This is a genomic window from Sphingobacterium pedocola (genome assembly GCF_015209965.1).
In the GTDB taxonomy this organism is placed as follows: Bacteria; Bacteroidota; Bacteroidia; order Sphingobacteriales; family Sphingobacteriaceae; genus Sphingobacterium; species Sphingobacterium pedocola.
The window spans coordinates 43,074-68,860 of the sequence record NZ_MU158692.1 but is presented as its reverse complement, the minus strand read 5'-3'; the positions used below and the strand labels follow the sequence as shown (position 1 = coordinate 68,860).

The following is a 25,787-nucleotide window of genomic DNA, read 5'->3' as shown; positions in this document are numbered from 1 at the left end:
AAGCTATAGCACAAGTCTTCTTTGCTTTAAGGTGTCTTAAAGTAAAGAAGACTTGTTTATTTGTCCTCACCCGATTTAAGTGTACCCCTATTAATGAAATTACATAATCTTAATATTCTAATAGCCGCTGTTTCCTATTTTGGGCTCATCTATTATAAAATCATCAATAAAGGTAAAGGTGGTATCGCGAATGTAGCTTCTACAGCGGGTCTGAAAGGAGGGGCAAACATGTCGGCTTATGCGGCTTCGAAAGCTGCTGTTGTTTCCTTATCGCAACCGATGATGGCAGAATGGCGTAAAGAAATATTCGCGTAATTACATTGACACCAAGTACCATTGCTTCCGACATGAGTATCCAGGGTAGACATACGGATGGCAATCCGGAAAGCGTATTACAACCAGAAAGACTTTGCGCAATGGGTATGCTTAAAATGAATAAAAGAGCTTTAGTGGCTAGTGCTCCCATATTCTCGACCAACTCTTAGAAGTTCCGGGAGAAGATAAAGACAAGAGGGCACTATTTGGCAATACCAAATAGTGCCCTCCTTTTATCTCTATTTTAAGGAGTTATAAATCAAACCTAGCATAGGGTATACGTACACCCTTTACCCGGTAATAGTAAGGGTCATAATTGCCATCACTTTCCTGAATAGCCCCATCCCCCGTGTCCACACAGGCGCCAAAATTCATGCTGTAGGTAACCAAAAGTTCATCTTTCCCATTAACAGACGACGCATGAATCAATGGAGTATACACTCGCGCATTTTGTCCTTTATAGTACTCCGTAAAAGTATGGACTAATTTTTTTGGGGTAAATGGTCCTGTCGGACTGCTTGCTGTGGAAATATACATGTTGATTAAAGGTATCCCACAATAAAACCCCTGATCCATCGTAAGGTGTATATATTTTCCATTAAGATAGCTCACATAGTTGGTGCCCATGCCCGTATTTACATGGGCTGTTGCTGTAGTACTTGCCGTCGCCAACCACGAACTCCCATTCCAAAATGTCCAGTTTTGGGGATCGTTTTGCGGGAACCGCGCTACGTATAGCTGTGTTTCAAAACCAAAGCTATCCGGGAGTTGACGGCTACCATACACGTATACATAACCATCATTTGTCTTAACCATTCCACTGGCATACCGCATAATCTTCTCCGAAGCAGTCAAGCCGGCCGGTGTCGTCCGTTCGGTCTGCCAGTGGGTGGAACTAACTGGAGTTAATTTAAAAAGTGATTGGTGGTCATTGTCCGATCCAAGTCCATCACCTTCCGTATTGTGTATATACACCACATTATCGATTTCAACGCCAGCTCCCGGCCAGCTCCAAGTTTTACCGGGGTATCTAGGAATTAAATTACCAACTCCTCCATTGGCCCGCCCGTCGGCTGTCATCATTGGTGCAGCCGGACTCCAATCGCCAATAGAAGGCTGAATGATAACCGAGTTGGTATAGGATATAAAATGGTTACCATACAAGTTACCATTAGGAGCCATCGACCCTTGGTACCATGCGTCCTGTGTCACCCACAGCACCCTGCCATCAGAAAGCGGTATACTGTTGCCCTGATCGAATGCGACCGAGCCTGTCGTTCGCTCAAAGAAATGACATACGTCGTCATCCCGATAACTATCCTTCGGTAACTTTACGATGTCCCATTTTTGTCGATCATCATCCCCTTTCGGCTCCTGCGTAATAAACACCTTATCCGGTGTACTGGTCATGGAAACATACAGTCCATTCGCTTTATTCGATATTTCATATTTACCGGTCTGATTAATTTCCGTTATTTTCCACAGTTGTTCGTCCAAGGAAGTTGCAGGCACTCTTTTCTGTTTCAGTTGCTCCCCAGCGGCAGCACCTGCAGTTAAGAACTTTCCACTATGGAGATTTCTGAATTTATAGTATTTTATATCTTCTTCTGTAGCATGATAAATAATATCCCACTCCTGCCATCCCTGAAGATTTTCGCCATTGGCTATTTGCGGATTTCCGATATCTATACCCGCGTCCTCTAGATATTTTTCATTGAATTTGTTATCACCCGCAATCTGCATTACCCTGCCGTTCAGTATACTTGAAATGCTATAGGTATCGTACTCGCTGATCTCGGAATCATAGACAGCAAATTCCACTTTCCATTCCCGTTGCTGCCCAGAAGCCGAAGTGACCGTGTAAGTCACGGTTTTATTTGCCGAAACATTGATTATTTCACCCGATGCAGGTAGAATTGTGGCATCGTCCGAAATTTCAATAATCGGTTTTAGCGCACTTAGATTGGCATCGGACGTTACTTTCACCAAGACCTGATGAACATCATCCCGTGAAAAAATGCTGGAATTACCATATTGACCCGCTTCTAGCTGGAAATTTTTAATCATCCGCCCTGGATTTGGTGGCAACGTATAGTCTACTTTACAGGATCCTAGTAAGAGCAGAACAACAAAATATAAAAGATTTTTGGTCATAATTTGTTCGATTTAAAATTGAATTCTAGATTTCATTAGTTTATTGTAGCGATTTATAGATAAGTAGACGACCATGAAAACGGCCAATAGCAGTATCCCCAAACTGACTAGCTGTGCTTCGGAAAGGAGGAAACCAAATACATCAAATTTGTAATTGACGCGGATGAACTCAATCAGAAACCGTTCAATACTTATCACAAATAGATAAATGGTAAAAAGGACACCAGGCATTTTTATCCTGCCCTTAATTATCCACAGTACGGCAAAAGCGAGCAATATCGCGGTAGACTCGTAAAACGATGTCGGGAAAACACCTTCGGGCAGCACATAACAATATTTGTCGGTACAACCCGGCATATACACCCCTTGATGAATCACATTATGTGGGAAATTAAAAGACCACATCCAGTTAGGCAACCAAGAAAAAGGTTTTTCTACGGTATTTACAATTCCCCAATCACCATCCCCAGAGAGATGGCATCCAATCCTTCCCACGCCGTAGGCTACCAACATACCTAACGAGCCAATATCGGCCAAATGCCGCCAGTCTATCCCTTTCCGCATACCAATGTACAAGTAACTCGTCGCGCCAAACAGAAGCCCGCCCCAAAATGTTAACCCGCTAAAGCGCAACATGTCCCATATGGAGTGCGATTGATAGAGACGATAGTCCTCGAAAATATTAAGCAGTTTCGCCCCTATAAATCCGGTGACGGCCGCCCAGAGAACCAATGTAGGCATAAGCTCTTTGGGGTGTACTGTCCGTATTCCGTCCTGTGCAACCTTCCTTTCTGACCGTTTGTACGTCAGTAAAATAAAGGCCACAAACAAACTCGACAGTATCAGCCCTCCCAACAAGTGACCGTCACTAGAAAATATCCAACGGAAAGGATTAGCCCAAAAAGCTGTTGCATCCAAAAAAAATGCAATCCCTTTATATCCAATCAGGAACCCGGTGACGCCATAGCCGATCAGAATGACCCATATTATTTCCCGTACGGGCGGTGTTCGCTCTTCAAAAGCCGTAATCGCACCTATACGCTCCTTCCGCACAAACTCCGCTCGAAAGGTCAGATAGGAAAGTACGAACGATAACCCCACAAAGAACCCAAATGTAGGTATGGGCCAGGAAAAATCCGTGCCGAGCAGATAGTTGACGAGGTGAGAGAGTGTCGGAAACATATGCTGTCATTTACCAAAAGAGGAGCCCATCAAATGAAACGGGTATTCCACCTAAATTATAAGTTGACAACGAAACATATTCCAAATTGTCTGCCGTAAGCTCATCCGGTTTGTTAAACTCATAATTTTGGGTCGAAATACCAGATTGAGAAATTGTCAAACTTATCGGATGATAACTTATACCTCCATTCCAAGTTATTCTACCCGTTACAGTAATGGGCGACGGAATGGGGACATTTATAGTTGTATCATTATCTGCATAGACGTAGGATACAATTCTGTAACGGTTAAGCATAGGAGAAGGGTCTGGCTCTTTATTTACAACGACGCGAACCTTATAACTTGATATAGAAGGTTGGTTGAGATCATTTTCCTTCAGATGTGTGTCTCTTGCAAATAAAGAAGATGCACCACTTGCCACGATAGCAAAAACTAATATTCTAATTAAGTTTTTCATATTAAATATAGTTAAAAAATTAAAAAATCATTAAAGACCGATTTGAATACCTAAATTAATAACACGTTGATTCTGATAAGCGTCCCCTGCTGTATTGGATGTCACCTCAGGATCTTGTTGATACAGCGAATAATTTGTCCAGGTCAATAGGTTATACCCACTGAGGTATATCCGCGCATTACTGATCTTCAAAGGTAACCAACGGTCAGGCATTTGATATCCCAATTCGACCGTTTTTAGCCTCAGGTATGTCGCGTCGATCAACCAAAAGTCTGACATGTAGGATGACGGGCTATTGATGGTTGTCGGATTAGTGGTCAAACGAGGGAATTTCGCTGTCGAAGCCGTTTCGGGAGTCCAGCGTTCTTGATGGATGGGTTGGAACTGGCTTTTGAAAGGTTCTATACCGCTACCCTGTACACTAAAACTATAGTCTGTTGTTCCCTGTAGTAAAACACTGAAGCTTAATCCTTTAAAGCTGCCGCCCAAGGTCAGTCCGAAACTTGTATTGGGAACATTCGGCCTCCCAATAACACTTTGGTCGTAGTCGTCGATCAGCCCGTCGCCATTAAGGTCTTTGTAGCGCAAATCACCGGGACGCGCCTCATACCCACCTGCCGGTTTCGGACTGTTGTCGAGATTTTCTTCCGTGTAAAATCCGTCGAACAAATAACCCATTGGCTGTCCTACTTGATGCCCTGTTAGTTGTAGCCAAGGGAAAGCCGGTGTAGGTTCGTCCTGAAATAGGATCTTGTTTCTAAAGTAGGTCAAGACACCCTTTACGTTATAATTAAATGCCCCGATATGATCGTTGTAGTTGAGTTCAAATTCTACCCCACTGTTTCTGACGCGTGCAATATTAGTTGGAGACACGCCTACACCAATATGTAGGGGCAGTGATTGGGAAGTCACTAATTGATCATATCGAATGTTGTTAAAATAATCTGCCGCTAACGAGAACTTGTTGTTGAATAAACTCATATCCAACCCGATGTCAAGGGAAGACTGTTTTTCCCAGGTGACATTGCTATTGCCTAGGTTTCCCTCGTAAATCGTACCTTCCGGTTGATGCGCTACCCCAAAAGAATAACTTCCTCCCTCATTATAAACCTGTTGGAACAGGTAACGGTCGCCAGCAACCTTATCCGATCCGACAACGCCGTACGATCCTCGGAACTTGAATAAGTCGACAAAATCAAACCGCTCCTGGAAGAATTTTTCCTTTGCCAGGTTGTATCCCACGGAAACAGCAGGGAAAAATCCGTACCGCTGGTCCGCTTGAAACCGGTCCGAACCGTTGTATGCCACGGTCAAATCCGCGAGGTATTTCTCTTGATAATGGTAGCCTGTCCTTAACGTAAAACCCTGGAAATTTTGCGGGATCCAGTTTGTTCTCTTATCTCCCCGGCTATTATACGACTCACGGTTGTATAATAATAGCGAGTTCACATGGTGCGCACCAAAAGTCCTACTATAGCTCAGGTTGGCCTGTACGTTTACGCGGCTATTGTAATCCCCTTGAGTTGCCCGGAGCGTATAATTGTCCATGACGTAAGGAGCACCACCTTTTAAGATATACGAGTCGGAATCGGGAAAATACCGGTATACAGGGATTCTATCGCGCCCCTGCTCGCGGCCGTTGGATTCGATACTAGCATAGGCTACTCTAGTAGAGAGCGATAGGCCTTGTGTAATGATATTTAAATCCTGAGTACCCCCAAAAAGCATGTTGATATCGTTACGTCTGTCCACATGATATCCCGAAGTTCCCAAGCGCGCATTGACGGTAGGCAGTAATTCCTGGGTATCGCTAGCATAGGCATACGAACCATCGGGATTTAGAAAGGGAGCCGACCAAGGACGAATCTTGTTGAAATCAAAAACCTCTCCAACAATATTACCTGCTCTGGGTGTATTTATTCGATTGAAATTTGCTCTCATATCCAGTCGCAGCTTCAAACTCTTTGTTGCTTGGACGTCAAGATTAGATCGCAGATTGAAACGGCGGTAATAATAGTTGTTGTTGACTTTATTCCCCTCGTTTTCAAAATCGTATAAGTTTCCATCTTGGGAAAAAGCCCCTCCCGATATAAAATACTTGATGGCCTCGCTACCTCCGGTAATGTCTACATTACTGTTGTATTGCAGACTGTTTGGTTTGAAAATACGCTCATACCAGTTTACATCCGGATGCCCGTACGGATCATCACCATCGCGAAAATGAGCTAAGGCCTCGGCGCTAAAAGGCTGATAAGTGTTGTCATTTGCCGTATTCGCAATAGCTTCATTCCACAGCAAGGCACTTTCATACGCATTCGCAAATTTCAATCTAGTCACCGGGCTTTGTAAACCAGATTCTAGACGTACATTGATCTTAGGCGTTCCAGATTCTCCACGACGTGTCTTTACGACCAATACACCATTGGCGCCCTTGATCCCGAAGATAGCAGTCGTCGATGCGTCTTTTAAAATCGAGATACTTTCAATTTCGTTCACATTAATCTGCGATAATTGGTCGTAGGTATATTCGATGTCATCGACAATGATCAGAGGTTGGTTACCGTCTGGGTTTAGTGAACTGACGCCCCGTATGTAAAAATCAGAAGCATCCCTTCCGGGTTGCCCAGATCGTTGCACAGACACAAAACCCGGAAGCCTTCCGGTTAGCGCATTCTGTACACTTGAGGTGGGTACCTGCCGTATATCTGCGCCTTTAATGGAGCTCACTGCACCGGTACTTGTTAATTTTTTTGTTGTTCCGAACCCGACTACCACCACTTCATTGAGATCCTGGCTGTTGGATTGGAGAATAATTTCCAATTCATCCCCTTCGTTAACCGTGCGTTCTTGCAACGTGTAGCCTACACTTCTGAAGACAAGAACGCTACTTCCCTGTAGCCGTATACTAAAGCGTCCGTTTTCATCGGACTGAACCGTATTGGCTACTCCTTTCTCCGAAATGGTCACCCCGACCAGAGGACCCGCTGTATTTTTAACAACACCTGTGACAGCGGACTGCGCCCATGTCAATAATGGGGCAATAAGGATTGCTAATATGAGATAAATATTTTTTTTCATGTTGTGTTACCTAATAGAAAATAAATCATTTGCTTACCATTCCGGATTCTGTACCATGCTCGGATTTTTGATCACCTCACTGAATGGGATGGGGGCCAAATACATCCGTTTTTCAAAATTCATTTTATAAACAGGGGTTTCCTGCCGAATTGTTCCGGTACCCGTTTGGAAAATAATCGCGGCATGCAACTCTTTATTGAATTCCTGTTCGGCGAGCTTCCATCGCCTTACATCATAAAAGCGGTGCTCTTCAAAGGCCAGTTCTTTGCGACGTTCATTTTGGATGAACCCGCGCATTTGATCCTTATCCAGTCCTGAAGGAAGTTCGGCGGGAACGAGTCCCGCACGCCGCCGGATACGTTCCACAGCTTGATATACGGTTTGATCCGGAACAGCTAGACGCTCGTTACGTGCTTCCGCAAAATTTAAAAGTATTTCAGCATAGCGAAAAAGGATATGGTCGTGGTTTACGTTACTATAGTTCGTGGCCATTTCGAAGTTTCCCATAAATTTTCGCAAGTAATAGCCCGTCTTTGTTTGCTGCCTGGTTCCGCCCGGCTTGTCTGCTCCGCCTTCAAAGGTCTGCACCGGCCGGCTCAGCCACATGGCTCCAGAATAGAAAATAGTCGCATAAAATCGTTGATCTCTGCCCGCGTAGGGATCGTTTTCATCATATCCCGAGTTGGGATCTGTAATCGGCAACCCATTCTCCATCCCGAAAGCATTGACCAATTCCTGCGTAGGGCTGGTTCGGCCATTGTTCACTCCTGCCGAATACCCGATTGGACCATTATTATTTTCTACGCTGGTATTATTATCCCCTTGTTTCGAGAATATCCTTTCGTTATTCCGGCTGATGAAGACATTTTTAAACTCGGGTTCAAGTGCAAACAATTCCAAATCCATAATCGCCTTCGCTGCTTCCTCCGCAACCTGCCATCTTGCTGCCGAGAAATCCGTATAACCCGTCAATAAATTTTGAGGATCGATATTACTCCCGTTAAACAGTGGGCTCGCTGCATAAAGTAGTACCCGCGATTTCAGGGCCATTGCCGCAGACTTCGTCGGCCTGCCGTAGAATGCAAGATTAAAAGGATCTACCCGCAGGCTATCTTTTACCAAGTCGCATTCTTTTACAATAAAATCTACACATTCCTGGAAACTTTGTCGGGGTAAGTTAATGTCGTCATTCAATTGGTATACCTTGTCGCCCAGCAGTGGTACACCTCCGTGGCGTTTTACCAGCTCGAAATACAGCAGCGCCCGGATGAAGCGTGCTTCCGCCTTCCATACGCGGTTGAATGGAGTCCCATTCTCCAATTTGCCTTTTAACGGAACCTTGTCGATATTTTGGACGAAAATACTTGTTCTTCGAATTCCTTGATATCCGGTCGCCCAAAAGTTGTCTGGATAACTATCCGCGGTATATGTGCCTAGCGCCAATTGCTGTGCAGACGTATTTGTGGGGTTAGACGATACCGCGTCATCGGTAGCGGCGTCCAGAAAATCTCCGCCCACCCGGTTACCCGTATTGGGCAGAAATCGGTAACAGTCTGCTAAAAACCTTTCCGCATTTGCGCCCGCAGAGTCCCTCGGGTTGAATATCTCTTCAAGTGTCTGCAGTTCAATGGGCTCTGTCTCCAAATCACTTTTGCAGGAGTACATCAAGACTGTAAGGCCGATAAGGGCAAACCCTGTTAGATTTATATACTTCATATCTGTATGTGTCTAAGGTTATAATTTGATATTCACACCAAAGTTGATCACGCGCTGGATAGGATAAGCTGTGTTGCTATAGATTTCCGGGTCCAGTCTATCATACGGTGTGGTGGTAAACAGATTTTGTGCGTTTGCGAAAATACGCAGTGCCGAGACGTTGATTCTCTTGCTTATGGCATATGGAAACGTATAGCCTACATCCACATTGCGAATGCGCAAATAGGCCCCCGAACGTGTCCAATAGCTGGAATTATTCAAGTAAGGTGTGTTTGTAGGATCCAGACCAATCGTTAAACGAGGGTACGTAGCCGTAGCTCCCGTCTCGGGAGTCCATCTTCCCAGCATGTAACTATACCCCTGTTTATCGCCATCGATGCCGAAAGAATAATCCGTTTGTTGATAAGTTCGGTTTGTCACGCCCTGAAACAATATACTACAGTCGAAACCGGCGACATTAAAACCCAGTGTCGTTCCAAAATAGAGAATAGGCTTCGTGTTTCCAATCGCCGTTTGATCATATATATTAATCACACCGTCTCCGTTGAGATCGATCAGTTTGACGTCGCCCGGATACACGATATTCCCCGCTAGCTTTGGAGCAGCATCTGCCTCCTCCTGCGTTTGGATCAAACCGTTTGCCTGATAGCCGAATGTTTGCCCTACCGGCATACCTGTACGGTGGTTCCAAGAATATTGCTGGTAGATTTCATTCATGTAAAGCACTTCTGTGCGCATACGTGAGGCATTCGCCGCAACAAAATAGTTGAAATTACCAACCCGATTCTGATAGGTCACTTCCAGCTCCTGTCCTTCATACAGATTTTTGCCTATATTCTCGTTTGGATAGCTCATTCCCATCAAGTCGATCGTCGATCCACGTTGTTGTAGCAAGTCGGAATAGCTGTCGCGAAAATAAGCCGCATTCAAGGTGACCATAGACTTCCATAACGAAACGTCCAATCCTACATTGAGTTTGCTTCCCTTTTCCCAAGTCGCATCCACGTTTGCCAAGCCCCTTTCCACCAAACTGTTTACATAACTGTATTCAGAGCCAAACCTATAGCCGTCGCTACCCCCTTGGCCATACGAGGCCCGCCAGCTGTAATAGCCTAGCGCCTCCTCATTTGTATTGCCTGTTCGGCCGTACGTAGCCTTCAACTTCAGCTGGTCCAACCAATCAGACTGTTCGGACAAGAAAGACTCCTGTGCCAGGTCCCAGCCCAGACCAGCGGCATAGAACAGTCCAAATCGATTTCCTGGTTGAAAACGATTGAATCCCGAATAATTCAGCGCCAGCTCAGCAAAATATTTATTGCTGTAGGCATAATTACCGGTCGCGGCAATATTTGTATAGATCGACGGTAGATCGAACTGATAATTTGATGTTTGCTGGTCAAAGAAGATTTTTCCACCGATCTGGTGTAAACCGTCGATGCGTGCGTCGTAACCAAGCGCTCCTTGGAAATAGAAAAAGTTCGCAGTTGATGTCGTGGAGAAGGCGTTAGGTTGGTCAGCAATATCCCCGAAACGAACATACGTCAGGGCGCCTTGTTCGTCGTTACGCACATCAAAAACCGGCTGTCTGCGGTTTCGATCTACTAAGCTCGACGAGGTGGAAGAAACATTCACCTTTCCTTGTGCATATAGCCCCGGCAACCAATTATCAAATTTATATTTCAAATCTAGGTTTGCCAGAATATCCCGGGTATTATCCAGCAGATAGCCCGAACCTGTTGCCTGTTGGTAAAGGTTTGTCCTGAACACCGACGAACCTCCGTAAGAACCATCTGGATTAAACAGGGGATAAGCATTATTCGGTGTCGAAAACAGCCCGTTCAAGATATTTTGGGTTCCTGCCCCCGGCTGTCTCCCATTTTGAATCCGCCCAAAAAGTTGCAACCCTATGGTGAAATCGCTCGTTACATCCACATCGATTGTACTATTAATGAGGTAACGTTGCTGGTCCAGATTGGTATCGTAGTCAAACTCATCGGAAGATTGAAACATCCCTTCTTGACGTAAATAGCTTAGAGAAAGTGCATAACGGGCGTTTTTTATCCCTCCGTTGACGCCCAGATTATACTTTGTTATCGGATTATTTTCCTTAAGAATGGCATCATACCAGTTTACATCCGGAAATATATAGGGTGAACTGCCCGTTTTAAAGGCGTCGTAATCATCCTGAGAATATACCGCCTGCCGGCCGGTGTTCAATAGTGCTTCATTATACAAATACGCATATTGGTGCGCGTTCAACGGTTCAGACCGCTTTAACGCATGTTGTAACCCAGTTTGGGCGGAGAATGAGACACGCGGTACCCCCTCTTTACCACGCTTGGTCGTGATCTGTAGCACACCTCGGGAGCTTCGTTGCCCGAGCAGAATCGACGATAACGCATCTTTAGCGACGGTAATCGATTCTATACTTTCGGGATCAATGGAATAAATTTCCCGTTGTACTCCGTCAATTATGGTGATCGGACTTTGTCCACGTAGTTGGAAGGAAATTTCGCTATTGTCATGCAGGCTAGAGCTGTATCTAGTGGCTTCACCAGGCAGAGACCCCGCCAAATCCACATACGAAATCGGTGCAGTTCTAGGTGACCTGAAGCCACTTATCTCCTGCGTATAAAATCCAGAAAGCCTACCCGTCAACGCGTTGAGGTATAAAGGTGTTGGCGTACTCTTTAGCTGGTTGTTATTTACCGTAGACACCGCACCCAAGAGGCTCCTTTTATCCCTTCTTTCGTAAAGCACCTCAATCGTATCAGTGGTTTTTAAATAGTTGGCAACCATCGCGACTATACGGGTCGAACCATACTTTACCGTTTTAGGGTAGTATCCCGGATGCTGCACAAAGATATCCAAATCGGCTACAGAAACGGAGATAATGGCTTCTCCAAATTCATCTGTAGTAGCCAGTAGCTCCTGTTGCCCAGTGTATATTTTAGCTCCTATCAGCGGCTTACCGTATTCATCGACGACCCTGATCGGCTCGTCTTTTTGAAATGCATAACGCAAAGCTGAACCGTCTATTTCAGGAAGGGATCCTGCATAGCCCATATAGGTTCCGGAGCAAAGCAGCAGTAGTCCCAGCGTCCTTAGTTTTATATAGTGATATAACATATTCATAATTTTGATGTGTATTCGATCATCTGTATCCCACACTTGGGCTATTCGCAACGAAATGTATAAGTGAAAGGTTCATCTGTATTTCCATATCCTACCTTTTTTGTACCGGTGGCATCCGTATAGAAATATTCAAGTTTGGCAATTCGCGATTCTTTCTGTATATCGAAATAACCACGGGGCCATAGATCGAGGATGAACTTCTTACCTCCCACGCCTGTGAGCTTCGTTTTATCATCTCGCGTACTTATTTCGTCGAGGAGCTGCCCGGCTGCATCAAATGCCTTTGCACTTAAATATATCTCGTCCATATCATCCAAATCGGTGTGTGTCACTCCTGCATCAAACGTTAAGGTGACGATGTCGTTATCTAGGCTTTTTACGGGCTGTACGGTGCCCAATTGGGGATTAACAAAATCAATCAAGTCGCCCTCTCCGTCGATAATCTCCAATGGATCCGAAAAGGTGAATTTTTTGTAATCGGTGTCTTCAGGCCGTAGGTTCTCGATCGAAGATCCTACGTAGAAGCCCAGGCTGACCAACATATTTTCAGATCCGACATTACATTCCACCTTCACATCGAAGCTCAGATCGGCGGTTTCGTGCTCATTGTTGACAAACGTAAACGATTGTGTGCTCCGGTAGATGATCCATTCGAAATCGTCAATCAGATTTGGTCCAATACCAAACATTTTTTTTGCAGCTTCGTGCCAGCTCAAGCCCGATACCGGTTCAGTTTCCGAATCTGGTATCATGCGTAGGGTTCCATTTCCTTTGGAACTCGTATAGGTGAGCACCGCATTTCTTCGCGCGTTCCAGCTTTTTGGCACCATAATTCCGGCCAGCAACTGCGTGGTATATGTATTCGGCTCCTCGATATTAGGTTCCGCCCCACTGTGCATATAAAATGTTGCGGTCTCATTAGCCTTTGCTTCCTTTGGTACGGTTACCGTCAACGCCGTGAGCCCACAGTGCACCAAGAATAAGGTCATACCTAGTCCAACCAAGAGATATAGGTAAGTCAATTTTTGAAATGGTCGCTTCATAATTTTTAATTTTGTCGTTCAAAATCGAATTGGTACGTATTACTAGAACAGCCTAAACTGAAACTTAAGCTCAATTGCCGTTTGCCTTTGATGATCGGAAACTGGAACTTTACCTGAACCTCGGCAGCATCACCTTGAGGCTGCAATATCAGGCCGAATGGGTATTGCGGATCACTCAACCTATAGGTGCCTATGTCGTTCACGACAAAGGGTAGCTGTTCCGACAGGCTATAGGTGCCGTCTGCTTTAAAACTGATCTGAAAATCATTAAGATCCAATCGTTTGCTGAGGTCTTCCCCATTACGTGTAAGCTTCAGTACCTTCCAGTCGCCCGTCACATCTTTCGCTGTTTCGTCGGTTACTATTTTCGGCGTTTCCTCTTCGCAGGAAGAAAGGGTTATCAGTGAAAGCACTGTAAACACCCAATGTGATAATCGTTTCATGCGCATCGTTATTTTCTTTTAATATCCTGGATTCTGTAATAATTCTACCGATTTAGCCACTTCAGACTGCGGTATAGGCCATAAATACATACGGTTATTGAACACACGCTTCCTAACATCTATCGTGTTATAGGTCGTGCCCGCTGTAGTGCGGACAGGCTCTGTACCGTGCAGTTGACTATTTTCCACGACCTCGGCAATTTTCCAGCGCCGTACATCAAAGAAACGATGTCCTTCAAAGGCCAGTTCTTTCCGCCGCTCATTACGGATGATGGTCCGCATTTCCACCTTCGATAAGTCCGTAGGCAAGACAAAAGGAGAGAGACCTGCGCGCTCCCGAATGGATTCTACGGCATCGTATACCTCATCATCAGGCGAGGCTAGCCTTTCATTACGTGCTTCCGCATAATTCAACAAGATTTCCGCATAACGTATAATCGGCATACAACGTGGTGTCTCCGTGCTAAACCAGTCCGCCCCCACGTCGCGGTGTACCATCTTATACGTGTAGTAGCCTGTGGGTGTACCTCTATAGATAGCGTCCTGACCGGAGGTGACGTTGCTTGGGTTCGTTTTGTCAATGTAAATATTAACAGGCCGTCTCGCCAATCCATCTCTATGAAAGACCAGTGATTGATCCCGAGTAACGGTATTTGCCAAACGAGGATCCCGGTCTTTATAGGGCTGCGCAGGATCATAGCCCGATTGTGGATCGTCAATGGATAGTCCGTTCTTCATGCCAAAGGCGTTCACTGTCTCGAGATAAGGATATGCACCCGGGCTCCCCAGCCCAAAGGTTGGCGGATGCCAGATGCCTTCTAAATCCCTGTTTGCATCCTGCATTCTTGCCAATAGGTATTCTGAATTTTTTCGCAAATGAAAAAGCCGGTAAAATCCATATCCTGGCTCCGTGTTATTGTCAACATGTAAAGCATATTGACCTGATTCCATAATTTGAGCAGCAGCATCTTCAGCCCGTTTCCACCGCGTTTGATCGGCATCAGGGTAGCCTACGATAGCCTGCAATGGTCCAGTCGTTACTAAGCCCTCACCGTTAAACAGCGGACTCGCCGCATAGAGTAGTACACGCGATTTTAAACCGTAACAGGCGGCCTTATTAATCCGGCCATAATTTTCTCCTTCCTGTATCCACGGAAGATCTTCCGCTACCGCGTCACATTCCGAGACAATATAATTTACACAATCTTCGTAGGTGTCGCGTGCAAAAGGAATCTGATCACTGGCCCGGTAGACACTATCACCCATTAAGGGCACTCCTCCATAATGTTCTAGCAGGATAAAATAATAGTATGCTCTTAAAAAACGCGATTCCGCTTTTACCCTCACTTTTATATCGTCCCCAAATTTCGCTTGTGGTAGATTTTTCAGCATAATATTGACTCGTCGGATATTGGTGTAGCTATTCGACCAGGCGTCTTTGGTAATCAAATTCGAATTCACCGTACCGGTCGCAAACTGAATAAACGTATTGATGCTGCCCAGCCCCGCACCTTCGGCTTCGTCCGTACTGGCGTCCAACCCGCCGCCCCCAAATCGCCTTGGCCAGGTCGAAAAGCCAATATCGGCATATATGCTCGACAGAAAGTTGATCGTGTAGACACTATCAGAAAACACGACCTGCTCATTCAAATCGGTGGATTGTGTCCGATCCAGAAAGCCCTGTTTGTCGCAGGACGCGAATACAAGGGTAGCACATGCTACCATGAGTAAATACCTCTTTTTCATCTGTATATAATTTCTCTTTTAAATGTGATGAAGCTATCAGGCTTATTCATCCCCCGTGTGGTTTATTCATTGAATGTCTGTCTTTCATTGGCATTCATGAGCTCACTACGTTCGGTTTGAATAAACCATGATGGTTTCATAACTTGATCTATAATAATGATAATTACAATGGTTTATATTGACAATGTATTAATGTTCAAGCCATTGGCTTTTGCAGTACTAATTTTTTGAATTAAATCCCCATACTTATTAATTTAGTTTACGCAATGAAAACGGCCTCGCTTCTTTAGCAACACCCCGGCTAAGATTAGGCGTGTCGCTCATTACGAATTCCAATTCTCCTCCGTTCATGATATCTCCATATTTAATAAAATTTTTATCGTAAAGCCTTCCATTCAAATGCGCCGAGTGGATATAGACATTTTCCGCGCTATTATTTGCTGCCCGGATAATGAAACGCTTTCCATTTTCTAATGTAACGGTTGCCTTTTCAAACACCGGACTACCGATCACATACTCGTCCGTCCCCGGGCAAACACTATAGAACCCTAAAGCGCTAAGCACGTACCAAGAGGACATCTGACCTTGATCTTCGTCTCCCGGGTAGCCTTTTTCGGTTGCGTTGTATAGATTTGACATAACCAGGCGAACCTGCTTTTGCGATTTCCAGGGCTGTCCGCTATAATTATAGAGGTATGCGACGTGTTGTGTAGGTTGGTTCCCATGGGCATATTGCCCCATTTTTGCCAACAGCATCTCCCGCATTTCATGGATCTCCTGTTTGTAACTTCCATATTTAATCGTCTGTTCCATGGTAAAGAAGGAATCGAGTTTTGCATTAAAGCGTTCTCCGCCTCCAATGAGATCGATCAGTCCGTTTATATCGTGCAAAACAGACCAGGTATATTGCCAGGCGTTAGCTTCAGTAAAGGGGCCACCCCACTCCACGGGATCGAAGTCGGGAAGCCAGTTCCCATCGGCCAATCGTCCTCTCACAAAATTGACGTTCTGATCAAATACGTTTTTATAGTTATACATCTGTCGGGCAAATATATTTTCATAGAATGTATTCCCCGTTAATTTGGCCAATTGATACGCACAAAAATCGTCGTATGCATACTCAAGTGTCTTGGCTGTGCTTTCATGGATGTCGCCGTAAGGGATATACCCCTTCGTAAAATAGTCTTTCCACCCCTCTCTTCCGTTAGAGCCTCCCCAGGGGCCCTTGTTCGTCACTTCATGATAGTAAGCTTCTAGTGCAGTATCCGCATCGAATGTACGGATGCCTTTTACCCAGGCGTCGGTCAATAGCGAGATAGCATGGTTTCCGATCATGACTCCGGACATACCCGGATTAGACCAGGTAGGGAAGAAGCCAGCTTGCTGTTGCGCATCCAACAAGGATTGCATATATCTGCCCTGCATCTCCCGGTGCAGGATATTACTCAGTGGAAACTGCGCCCGGAAGGTATCCCAAAAGCCATTGTCGGTATACATGTATCCGGTATGTACCTTTCCGTCATAAGGGCTGTAGTAATACGGCTCGCCATTTGGATCCATCTCGTGAAATTTTCGCGAGAAGAGATTCGCACGGAATAAACAGGAATAAAAAGTAGCTTTATCCTGTTCTGTACCCCCCTCTACAACCACACGATTCAGCAAGGTATTCCAGATATTGAAGGCTTTGGTCTTGGTAACTTCAAAATCCTTGTTGCCGGCAAGTTCTTGCTCAAAATTCAGTTCGGCCTGAGCAGGGCTGATGTATGATGATGCCAATTTCACCTCCACTTTTACTCCAGGTTTAAATTCCAGATAGGCGCCTATACCTTTACCAGCATTATATGAACTCCCTTGTTTTATTTCTCCATTTACATTTTCCCAAGTTCCGTACGCTTTAAAATCCTGATTGAAAACCAACACAAAATAGTTCCTGAAATTTTCGGGTACAAAGCGGCCGTTATTGACATAACCTACAATTTTACGCTCGTGGGGAATGATTTTTATTTCGCTGTCTTTCAAAAAACCGTCTACTATTAACTGGGCTTTTTCTTTTTTGGGAAAACTGAACCGCATATGCCCACCTCGCTCAACAGGACTGATCTCCGCTATTATACCGTTATCGAATTTTACGGAATAATAATTTGGTTTGGCAATTTCATTGTTATGACTGAACGTCAATGCCCTTGCATCTTCGTTGGTTACTAGATTTCCTATACCCGGCATCAGCGAAAAAACGGCATAGTCGTTCATCCAGGGACTGCATTGATGGACTTGTTGGAACCCCCTTATCGTGTTGTCCTGATACCGATATTTCCAACCATCTCCGTTCTTTCCGGTCTGTGCCGAAAAGAAATGTACTCCGAACGGCAAACCGACTGTAGGGTAGGTGTTTCCATAGGATAATGCCCATTCTGAATCCGTGCCCTGTAACGTATTCACATACTTCACCAAATCGCGCTCTTGCGTATAGCCAAATCCTATCCCCAACAAAACAACAGTCATCCAAATTAAAAATTTCATACGTATCAAATATTATATTTTGTTAGCACCTCGGTTTATTTCGTTTGTATCTCTGCATGCCCGTATTGTTTCCACAACAAGCTAGCATCATCAATATCATCATTTTCTAGACCTTGTACGCTTACGACCTTTTCCTCTCCGGGCATCAATGTAAAATAATTGTCCGAAAAGAGCACCGGTAATATCCGTTCCTGGGTATTTTTGCGCACAAGCCGCAGACGATTTCCAAAAGAAACAGACTGGCCTTCATTCTTCACCAGGATCTTTTTTACGCCATTGTCCCCTTTATCTAAACGGGTAAAAGATAACTGCGCGTTAGGCAATTCATTCAGCGCAGTATAGTTCAGGTCAATCCGCCCGTTTCTCCAATAAAAGTTTTCCGAAAGTAGCTTGCCCAAGCTATCTTTCAATTCGAGTTTTACAAAATGGAGCGGAGTAAGTTCGGGATCGTGTCTTTCTTTACCATATACTTCTAACTCGAAAATGGAGAATCCGAATTCGGTCGCGCGTTTTGTTCCAACGACCTTAACATAACGTGCTTTTACACCTCCCATATGAATCTCCTCGGTTCCGCCCTGTGTATTTGTAGCCCGTTCAACGGTTTTCCAAGTCTTCCCGTCGTTAGAAATCTGTACATCGTAAGAAGCGGCATGAGCATCTTCCCATTTAATCACCACTGTCTGCACCGTCTGACGTTTCTCCAGATCAACATAAATCCATTCCTGATCCGTCATATCGCTCTCCCATCTTGTCCCTGCGGCTCCGTCTGTGGCAAAAAAAGCATGTCTTTCATTTGCTTCAGATGAAGAATAGGCCCGTTTTCCAAACGCCAAATTGAAGGGATTAAAGTTTAACCGGTACACCTCTTCCATATTACTGGCCGACACGTCAACTCGTTTACTAATACCATATCTAGGCAATTCTTTTCCTTCGAGATTGAAAATCCGCGTCACAGCTACAGCTCCTTTGAGATTGTCCGATGTCGTGTTAATTGCTTTCACACTATTATTCGACGAATTCCACTGTATATGCACGGGCTCGCAGGCATATTTTGCTCCCCAATAGGCCCCTGTCGCGTCGTAATAATAATCATAGGTTTGCCACACGAAAGAAGGATAGGCAGATTGGCTCATCCAAATCAATAAGCCCGATGCATCCTCCCACATCTTGTCGTTCCACGCTTCATATATCCCTTTCATGGTTTCTATATTGAGATACTGTGCTTTTTCGCAAAAGGATTCGAGGTTATCGGACTCACCAAATTGAGTATTGACGGCTCTTTTGTAATTAATGGGGTTTGCGTTCGACGCTTCTTTTCCAAAATAGTGTTTGTTCCACACGTTGTCATCGTCTTTTTCCAATTGCTCATCCGTCGGTAAGGGCCATAATTTATCTGCCGGAATAAATTCTTTCACACTTTCATAGTTAGGAAAGGTCGCCATACCGATTTCGGTCCGTAGTCCGTAACCGCGATCCGCGCCATAAGGATAGGGCGGGTCATTCCACGCTAGGTTACTACCCGAATTCTCAAAATGATGTTTTGGCGGTTGATTTCCCCACCATCCACTACCGGAAAGACCGTCCTGATTTGAGCTGGATTTATACATCCGGTCATTATGGTCTTCCAGGGCGATAATAGAACGGAGGTAATTGTCCAATTCTGGTTTGGGATGCGTCTCATTCGCCCCGCACCACAGCGCAATACTGGGGTGGTTTCTGAGCCTTTTGACCTTGTCGAGCGCATTTGCTTTGAAATCTTCATCATTTGCCACATCATTGTATGCGACATAGAGCCAAAAATCATCCCAAATCATCATACCGTGACGATCGCAGTAATCATAGAAGGCGTCATCCGTAACACAACCTGTCCACAAACGGATCATGTTATAATTCATGTCTTTGTGCAGCTTGATCTTTGTTTCATATTCCTGTCCCTGACATCGTAACAGATATTCGCTCATACCCCAATTGCCTCCCTTTAGAAATATCTTCTGCCCATTGATTAAAAAAGTAAGAACGGGCCAACCTGCTTTGTTTCTTACAAATTGATACTCGTATTTACGGATTCCAAAGTTCACCTCCTTTTTGTCGGCTAGCTCACCCGCTATACTGGTGGTCAAAGAGCAGGTATAAAGATGCGGATCGCCGTAGCCATTTGGCCACCACAATTTAGGTTGATGAATAATAAAATCCTTTACATCACTTCGATCGAGATATACTTTTAACGAGCTATTCCCCTCGATATTTACTTTTTTGGAAAATTCGATGTTTCCCGGCTGGATGGTACCGGAAAGTACCACTTCTTTTCGCACATTGGATGAGTTTCGGAGTGTTGTGGATACAAACAAGTAGGCGATATCGTTTGACTCCAATTCTGATCTAATCCACGGGTCTTCCATTGTGACCTCTCCGGTGATGTTTAACGAAACGTTACCAGTAATACCCGCCAGTCGTCCGGGTACATAGGGCATCCAATCCCAGCTTGCTGCGGATAAATAGGTCGGACTTGCAACTACTCCAAACGGATCCTTGCCGCCTCTTATTTTGGTTTGATCTGCATCGGTAATCAGTACAGCTACGGCATTTTCCTGATCAACGTTGACCAAATGGCTAATTTCATATTTCGTACGAAGCATATGGCCACTGATATCTTTCGTTGATTCGGCTGTCCCTGAAAGCTTGACGCCATTCACGTAGAAATCCGCATACCGGTTTGTATTGTCAAACTGGAGCCAAACCCGTTGTCCGGTTTTGAAATCCGACGGTAGACGAAAAGTTGTCCTGTACCAAAATGGCCGGTTGAAATACGATTCATCGATTTTGTGTATATTATCAGCATAGTTGGGATCTGGAACAATTCCGGCGTCGACATAGGCTGTGAATACGATACCCGGCACCACACCTTTGACGGAGCTATTCATCTGAAATCCCGACTCCGAAATTTCAATGCCGGAGGCAGACACCTCAGCCTGCGGCTTTACTTGCCAGATGATATCCTCCGAACTATTCAACGATATGCTTCTAAGTTGTCCGAGACATCCCAGCGTTAATAAGACCAGATTTATAATTAAAATGATTATCCTCATCATATGTACGCTTTAATTGTTTTTACCCCACTCTGGATTGGGCTCTTTGCCCATAAACAGTTCGAGTTTGCTGCCTGATACGATATCCTGAAAATCTAAATAACATTTATCATGTGGTTTTCCATTCAACAATGCTTTTTGTATGTATATATTTTCGGTTGAATTGTTGTGCGCCTTGACCGTAAAAGGTTTTCCAGAAAAATAATGTGGGTCTGTTCTGAACGTTATTTCGTCGAAAAGCGGGCTGGTTATTTCGTAGCGCGTACTTCCGGGGCAGGAGGGATGTATCCCTGCAGAAGCCAATACATACCAAGCCGACATTTGCCCTACATCTTCATTTCCGACAATTCCTTCCACCGAATTTTTATAAGCCGTTTCGCAGATATGGCGCGTCCACTTCTGGGTCATCCATGTCGCATCGAGGTGATTAAAGAGGAAAGGAACTAGATGTACCGGTTCATTGGCGTGGTTATAATAATCGTTCCACCGCATATGTTCAGGAGTCTTTTCGAAAAAATTCGTCAAATCTGCTAAGGTCTTGTCACGACCACCCATGAGCGCAATCATTCCCTGAATATCGTGCGGTACAAACCATCCCTGTTGGTAGGGGTTTGATTCGATAGCGCCGTACCACTCCTTCGTTCGCCCCTGTTCAGGCCAGGCTTCCCACGAGCCATCGTTCATTTTCGGACGAAACCACCCTTTTTCATGATCGAAAATGTTTTGGTACGCCAGTCCCTTCTTACGGAAAAGCGCGGCCTCCTGTTTCTTTCCGAGACCCTCGGCCAATTGTGAAATACACCAGTCCGTATAAGCATATTCTAAGGTATTGGAAATACTAAATGGCGGCCCTGTGTATCCCAGCTCATCGTTGCCAAATTTCTTAGATGTCTGTACAGCATATTGATACGCTTTTTCCAAGTCATAGTCGCGAATGCCTTTCACATAAGCATCGGCCAGTACCGATAGCGCAGGGTTGCCTATCATACATCCGGAATAAGCATTTAGCAGTTCCCAACGTTCATAGTACCCTCTTCCAGACTCGTCTGCAAGCGTAATCAGGGAATTTAACTGATCGCTCACCAACCTTGGGTTTATAATTGTCTGCAAGGGAAACTGACTTCGGAAAACATCCCATCCGCTGAATATTGTTCGTTTTGTAAAATGTGCATTTTTTCGTATTTGCTTGTCGCCACCCACGTAACGTCCGTCCACATCGGTGAACGATCGGGGGTCGATCATAGTATGGTAGAGGGCTGTATAAAAAATAGTCTTTTGCTCTTCCGTACCTCCTTGTATCTTAATCCGGCTCAACTCCTGATTCCATAATGCGGTAGCTTCTGCTTTCACGGCGTCAAATTCCTTACCGGCCAATTCACTTTTAAAGTTCTTTTCTGCTCCTTCCATATCTACGAAAGAAATACCGACCTGTAAGGTAACCTCCTCATCAGTTTGTGTCTCAAACCCAGAAAAGAACCCCAAATGCTTGCCTTCTAACTCCGTTTGTCCCGTCACGATGTTTGCTTCTTCTACCTTCATTAAATAAGGAATACTAACAATGTCATCTCGTTTGCGACTCCAGTCCTCGTTAATATCAGCGCTCCAAAAACCGTAATTATCCAGCGGCTTACTGAAACGAGCATAAAAATATACTGTATAATCGGCGTTGCCTTCACCATCTCCCCAGCCGCCTCCTTCGGGTGTACACTGCATCCATCCCTGGATAGAGTGGCTATCTGCTTTGCGTATGTACTGTTTGGTGGATGTACCACCAACACGGCGTGCCAAATCGATTTGTATGCGCGATTCCTTATTTTGCGGGAAGGTGAATCGAATCATGCCGCTATGTGGAGCAGCCGTGGTCTCGACTTTTATATGGTAATCGGTCAAATTTACGGCATAATAACCTGCTTGCGCAACTTCCGTACTTTTGCTGTAATGCGAGCGATAGCCTGCTATACTTCCATCTTCTTTTCCAGCTACTGTTTTCAATTTTCCCGTGGTAGGCATTACCAGAAAGTTACCCAGATCACCAGACCAGCCCACACCGCTCATTTGGGTAAACGCAAAGCCTTCGATCGTTTGATGTTCATCGCTATATCCCGAGCCATTATCACCGCCAGTAATCGTATTTGGGCTCACTTGCACCATTCCATAGGGCGTAGTGGCACCGGGAAACGTCTTGCCTAGTCCATGGTAAACTCCGGCGGCCCCCACACTGGTACTTGCCCCGATAAATGGGTTGACATACTGTGCAGGTAAGAAATCAGGCTTTTTTGGGTTAGAGCAGCCGCTCAACCAAAACCCGAAAAAGATGAGGCTACAGAATACAATTTTGTGTGTCATTATATTATTAATTGTCTAATTTTTGTATGGACAGGGTTTTTATTCCGAAACGCGGCATACTGATGGATACCGTAGAGCGATCCCCGTGCTGTTCGAAAGGTACCTGCTGTACTATTTGTTCATTTAATAAGACTTCTTGAATGCGTGATACGGGAAAGTGCAATGTTATCCGTTGCGGTTTGTGATTGCCGGTGGAATTGAACAGACGAAGCAAGATGTTGTCTTTCTCCACTTTCATTGTGCTTATTTCAAAACCCGATTCATGCGTATCGACAAATGTTCTGTCTTTCATGGCTACATTGATGTGGTACCCCGCTAGCAGGGGTTCGTTCCAAGAGGCGCTTTCGAGCGGGATATTGGCCTCATCCCATTTCCCGGTGTGCGGTACCAGTGCAAATTTCATATGCAACGCCTCCGTTATACCATAATTTACACCCCACAGTCCGATACCCGAATATTGCGCAGTAAGGCTTAATGGGTATTCGGGGCCATAAACGTACGAGGTTGTATGATCAGACAATACTGTCAATCCATATTCATTATCTTCCTCCGTTAAGTCAATCCAGTTCAGGATAACGTTATGCTTTATTTCATCCCACTTTCCAAAGAATGTACTGTCCAGTCTACTTTCACATACATCAAAGGGTGCATTCTTATATAGCGTAGGTGAATTTAAGCTATTGGGAAACATGATTTTTAACTTATACCGATCATCGGTATACGCTCTTCTGTTGTCGGTCCAGTTGTGTTCCTGTTTGTACTCTCCGATCCCTACATTACCTTCCCAATCGATTTTCAAGTCAAAGTCTATACGCTTTTGACCGGCTTCAAGCGTTATTATTTGCGTAAAAGGATGTGAGGCGATATAGCCTTCCACTTTCACCTGAGACAAAAAAGCGTTGTCTTGGAGTACCGTAATACGCGCCTCCTGTTGTTTCGACGAATAAAACCGCTGTTCATCGTAAAAGTGACCTGCTATTTCACCCAGGCGATACATGGTGTCCTGATTTGCAAATTCTTTGTTGTTAGCGTGTTTAACAACAAGACTTTTGATCGTACCACCTTTAGCTTTGTCAAGCGTAATCTGATACATGTCATTCGCTATAATACAATCCCCTTGTGCATCGAATCTTACCCCCGCGCGACTGCCATCACGTTGCTTTTTTTCACGCAAGGCATATGTGGAATAACCAAAACCTGACACCGTTGGTTTAAATGTGAGAAACAAGCTTCCATCTTCTTGCCGCACTACACTCGGGATGGGTTCATTCTTGCTGTCGAACAGACTGATTGGCACTGCACTGTACCGCTGCGGTATTTTCACACGCACCACTTCCGCTCTATTTGCGCCAACGGTGTTAAAAACCCGAATAAAGCCTAGTTTATCGGTGCTGCGATGCGTATCATGATAGCTGCTCATGGCCTCTGCTACGATATCGTCCGATAGCTTGTTCGTATGGTCGGTCCATTGGCTTATTGCCTGTTCCCAAGTCTGATCTTTATCTAATTTATTGTAGGGCACAATCCAGGAATCGTGGTGCTGTGCCATCATAAGGGTACGCCACGCGTCATCCATACGATCTGCCGCCGGAATGTATTGGTTGTCGATGTTTGCCATAGCACTTACTTTCTCGGCCATCAGGATCTTATTTTCAGATTTGCGCACCGCTTGGCCAATCCGCTGTAAGGCTTGACTGCCCCACATCAGATTAACTAAAATATCTTCCTGAGATAAACGCCAGCTGTCGTCCGTTTTTCCGGTAGAGATCTGTTCGATATATTCCTTCCATGTCACGTAGATAGATTTATTTTTGATATGGTCGCCGTGCCCTAGCCAAGGACCATTTCGCCAACCGGCATCCTGATAACACATTCCTACAGGATTCACTATTCCTTGCGCAGCACTCGCTTGCAGAAAAGACAAGGAATTGTTCCAGGCCGTTGTCTGCCAGGTGGAATTCTCTTCCAATGCCTCACTGCTGTAGCGCGGCACCGTGAGTATCGCGGAGCCGTCTGGTCCGGTCCAGTTTACTAACTGACCACCGTGTGCCCTCATATATCCTCCCCAACAGGTATTCGGCGTTTTTAAAACCGCATATTTGAACCCAAACTGTTTTAATATCTGGGGTAAACTACTGGTAAAACAAGGCTCCTCAACAGCATATGTTGTATAATTTACTTCAGGGAAATGCTCCTGCATTTTTTTGATCCCATAAGTAAACTGCCGGATAATACTTTCTCCGGAAATGTTGTAACAGTACGGCTGCGCATAGGTCGGGTTTGTAAATTCAATTCGCTGATCAGTTACAATCCGTTTAAAATCACGGTAGGCTTCAGGCGTATTGCGCTGCACGCTGTCCCATGTTTCGGGCTCTATTTCCAAGCCTAATTTCCATTCGGGATGTTTTGCGAGTTTGTCGAGCATAAACTGCGTCACCCACAAGGGATAGTGCCCGTAGATTCCGCCGTGATATCCGTCTACAAAGTAGGGTTGTTGCGGATAGGCTTTGGCTAACAGCAGCAGCGTGGTAAAAAGCGTAATACTTATAATTTTTATCATCGTATT

Annotated in this window: 14 protein-coding genes; 1 reads left to right on the top strand and 13 read right to left on the bottom strand. The window is 44.9% G+C overall.

Annotation, left to right across the window (positions count from 1 at the left end):
- Positions 1 to 93 precede the first annotated feature (93 nt).
- Positions 94 to 315, top strand: a complete 222-nt coding sequence (locus C4F40_RS18535; protein ID WP_196940915.1) for an SDR family NAD(P)-dependent oxidoreductase — start codon at positions 94 to 96, stop codon at positions 313 to 315.
- Between the two features lie 252 nt (positions 316 to 567).
- Here the strand turns inward: C4F40_RS18535 and C4F40_RS18530 are convergent, their stop codons facing one another.
- The 13 genes from C4F40_RS18530 to C4F40_RS18470 all read right to left on the bottom strand — a co-directional run bounded on the left by C4F40_RS18530 (position 568) and on the right by C4F40_RS18470 (position 25,781).
- Positions 568 to 2,469 carry an RICIN domain-containing protein gene (locus C4F40_RS18530; protein WP_231390134.1) on the bottom strand — a complete coding sequence of 634 codons (1,902 nt, stop codon included), beginning with the start codon at positions 2,467 to 2,469 and terminating at the stop codon, positions 568 to 570.
- Positions 2,470 to 2,481: 12 nt separating this feature from the next.
- Positions 2,482 to 3,651: a prolipoprotein diacylglyceryl transferase gene (locus C4F40_RS18525; RefSeq protein ID WP_196940914.1), complete on the bottom strand. Its 1,170-nt coding sequence runs from the start codon at positions 3,649 to 3,651 to the stop codon at positions 2,482 to 2,484.
- 10 nt (positions 3,652 to 3,661) lie between these two features.
- Positions 3,662 to 4,108, bottom strand: coding sequence for a hypothetical protein (locus C4F40_RS18520; protein ID WP_196940913.1), 447 nt, complete (start codon positions 4,106 to 4,108; stop codon positions 3,662 to 3,664).
- A gap of 30 nt (positions 4,109 to 4,138) precedes the next feature.
- Positions 4,139 to 7,186, bottom strand: coding sequence for a SusC/RagA family TonB-linked outer membrane protein (locus C4F40_RS18515; RefSeq protein ID WP_196940912.1), 3,048 nt, complete (start codon positions 7,184 to 7,186; stop codon positions 4,139 to 4,141).
- Positions 7,187 to 7,219: 33 nt separating this feature from the next.
- On the bottom strand, positions 7,220 to 8,902 hold the full coding sequence (locus tag C4F40_RS18510) for a RagB/SusD family nutrient uptake outer membrane protein (protein ID WP_196940911.1): 1,683 nt from the start codon (positions 8,900 to 8,902) through the stop codon (positions 7,220 to 7,222).
- Positions 8,903 to 8,920: 18 nt separating this feature from the next.
- Positions 8,921 to 12,037 (bottom strand): SusC/RagA family TonB-linked outer membrane protein, encoded by a 3,117-nt coding sequence (locus C4F40_RS18505; protein ID WP_231390133.1) that lies wholly within the window; start codon positions 12,035 to 12,037, stop codon positions 8,921 to 8,923.
- 41 nt (positions 12,038 to 12,078) lie between these two features.
- Complete coding sequence (locus C4F40_RS18500) at positions 12,079 to 13,080, bottom strand: DUF4961 domain-containing protein (protein ID WP_231390132.1); 1,002 nt, start codon at positions 13,078 to 13,080, stop codon at positions 12,079 to 12,081.
- Between the two features lie 5 nt (positions 13,081 to 13,085).
- Positions 13,086 to 13,523 carry a DUF5004 domain-containing protein gene (locus C4F40_RS18495; protein WP_196940910.1) on the bottom strand — a complete coding sequence of 146 codons (438 nt, stop codon included), beginning with the start codon at positions 13,521 to 13,523 and terminating at the stop codon, positions 13,086 to 13,088.
- A gap of 18 nt (positions 13,524 to 13,541) precedes the next feature.
- A complete protein-coding gene (locus C4F40_RS18490) occupies positions 13,542 to 15,269 on the bottom strand; it encodes a RagB/SusD family nutrient uptake outer membrane protein (RefSeq protein ID WP_196940909.1) in 1,728 nt (575 codons plus the stop codon).
- A gap of 249 nt (positions 15,270 to 15,518) precedes the next feature.
- A complete protein-coding gene (locus tag C4F40_RS18485) occupies positions 15,519 to 17,789 on the bottom strand; it encodes a GH92 family glycosyl hydrolase (RefSeq protein ID WP_196940908.1) in 2,271 nt (756 codons plus the stop codon).
- Between the two features lie 35 nt (positions 17,790 to 17,824).
- Entirely contained in the window at positions 17,825 to 20,878 is a 3,054-nt protein-coding gene (locus C4F40_RS18480; protein ID WP_231390131.1) for a galactose-binding domain-containing protein, read from the bottom strand.
- Positions 20,879 to 20,887: 9 nt separating this feature from the next.
- Positions 20,888 to 23,221, bottom strand: coding sequence for a GH92 family glycosyl hydrolase (locus tag C4F40_RS18475; RefSeq protein ID WP_196940907.1), 2,334 nt, complete (start codon positions 23,219 to 23,221; stop codon positions 20,888 to 20,890).
- Between the two features lie 7 nt (positions 23,222 to 23,228).
- Complete coding sequence (locus tag C4F40_RS18470) at positions 23,229 to 25,781, bottom strand: glycoside hydrolase family 38 N-terminal domain-containing protein (protein WP_196940906.1); 2,553 nt, start codon at positions 25,779 to 25,781, stop codon at positions 23,229 to 23,231.
- Between the last annotated feature and the right edge of the window lie 6 nt (positions 25,782 to 25,787).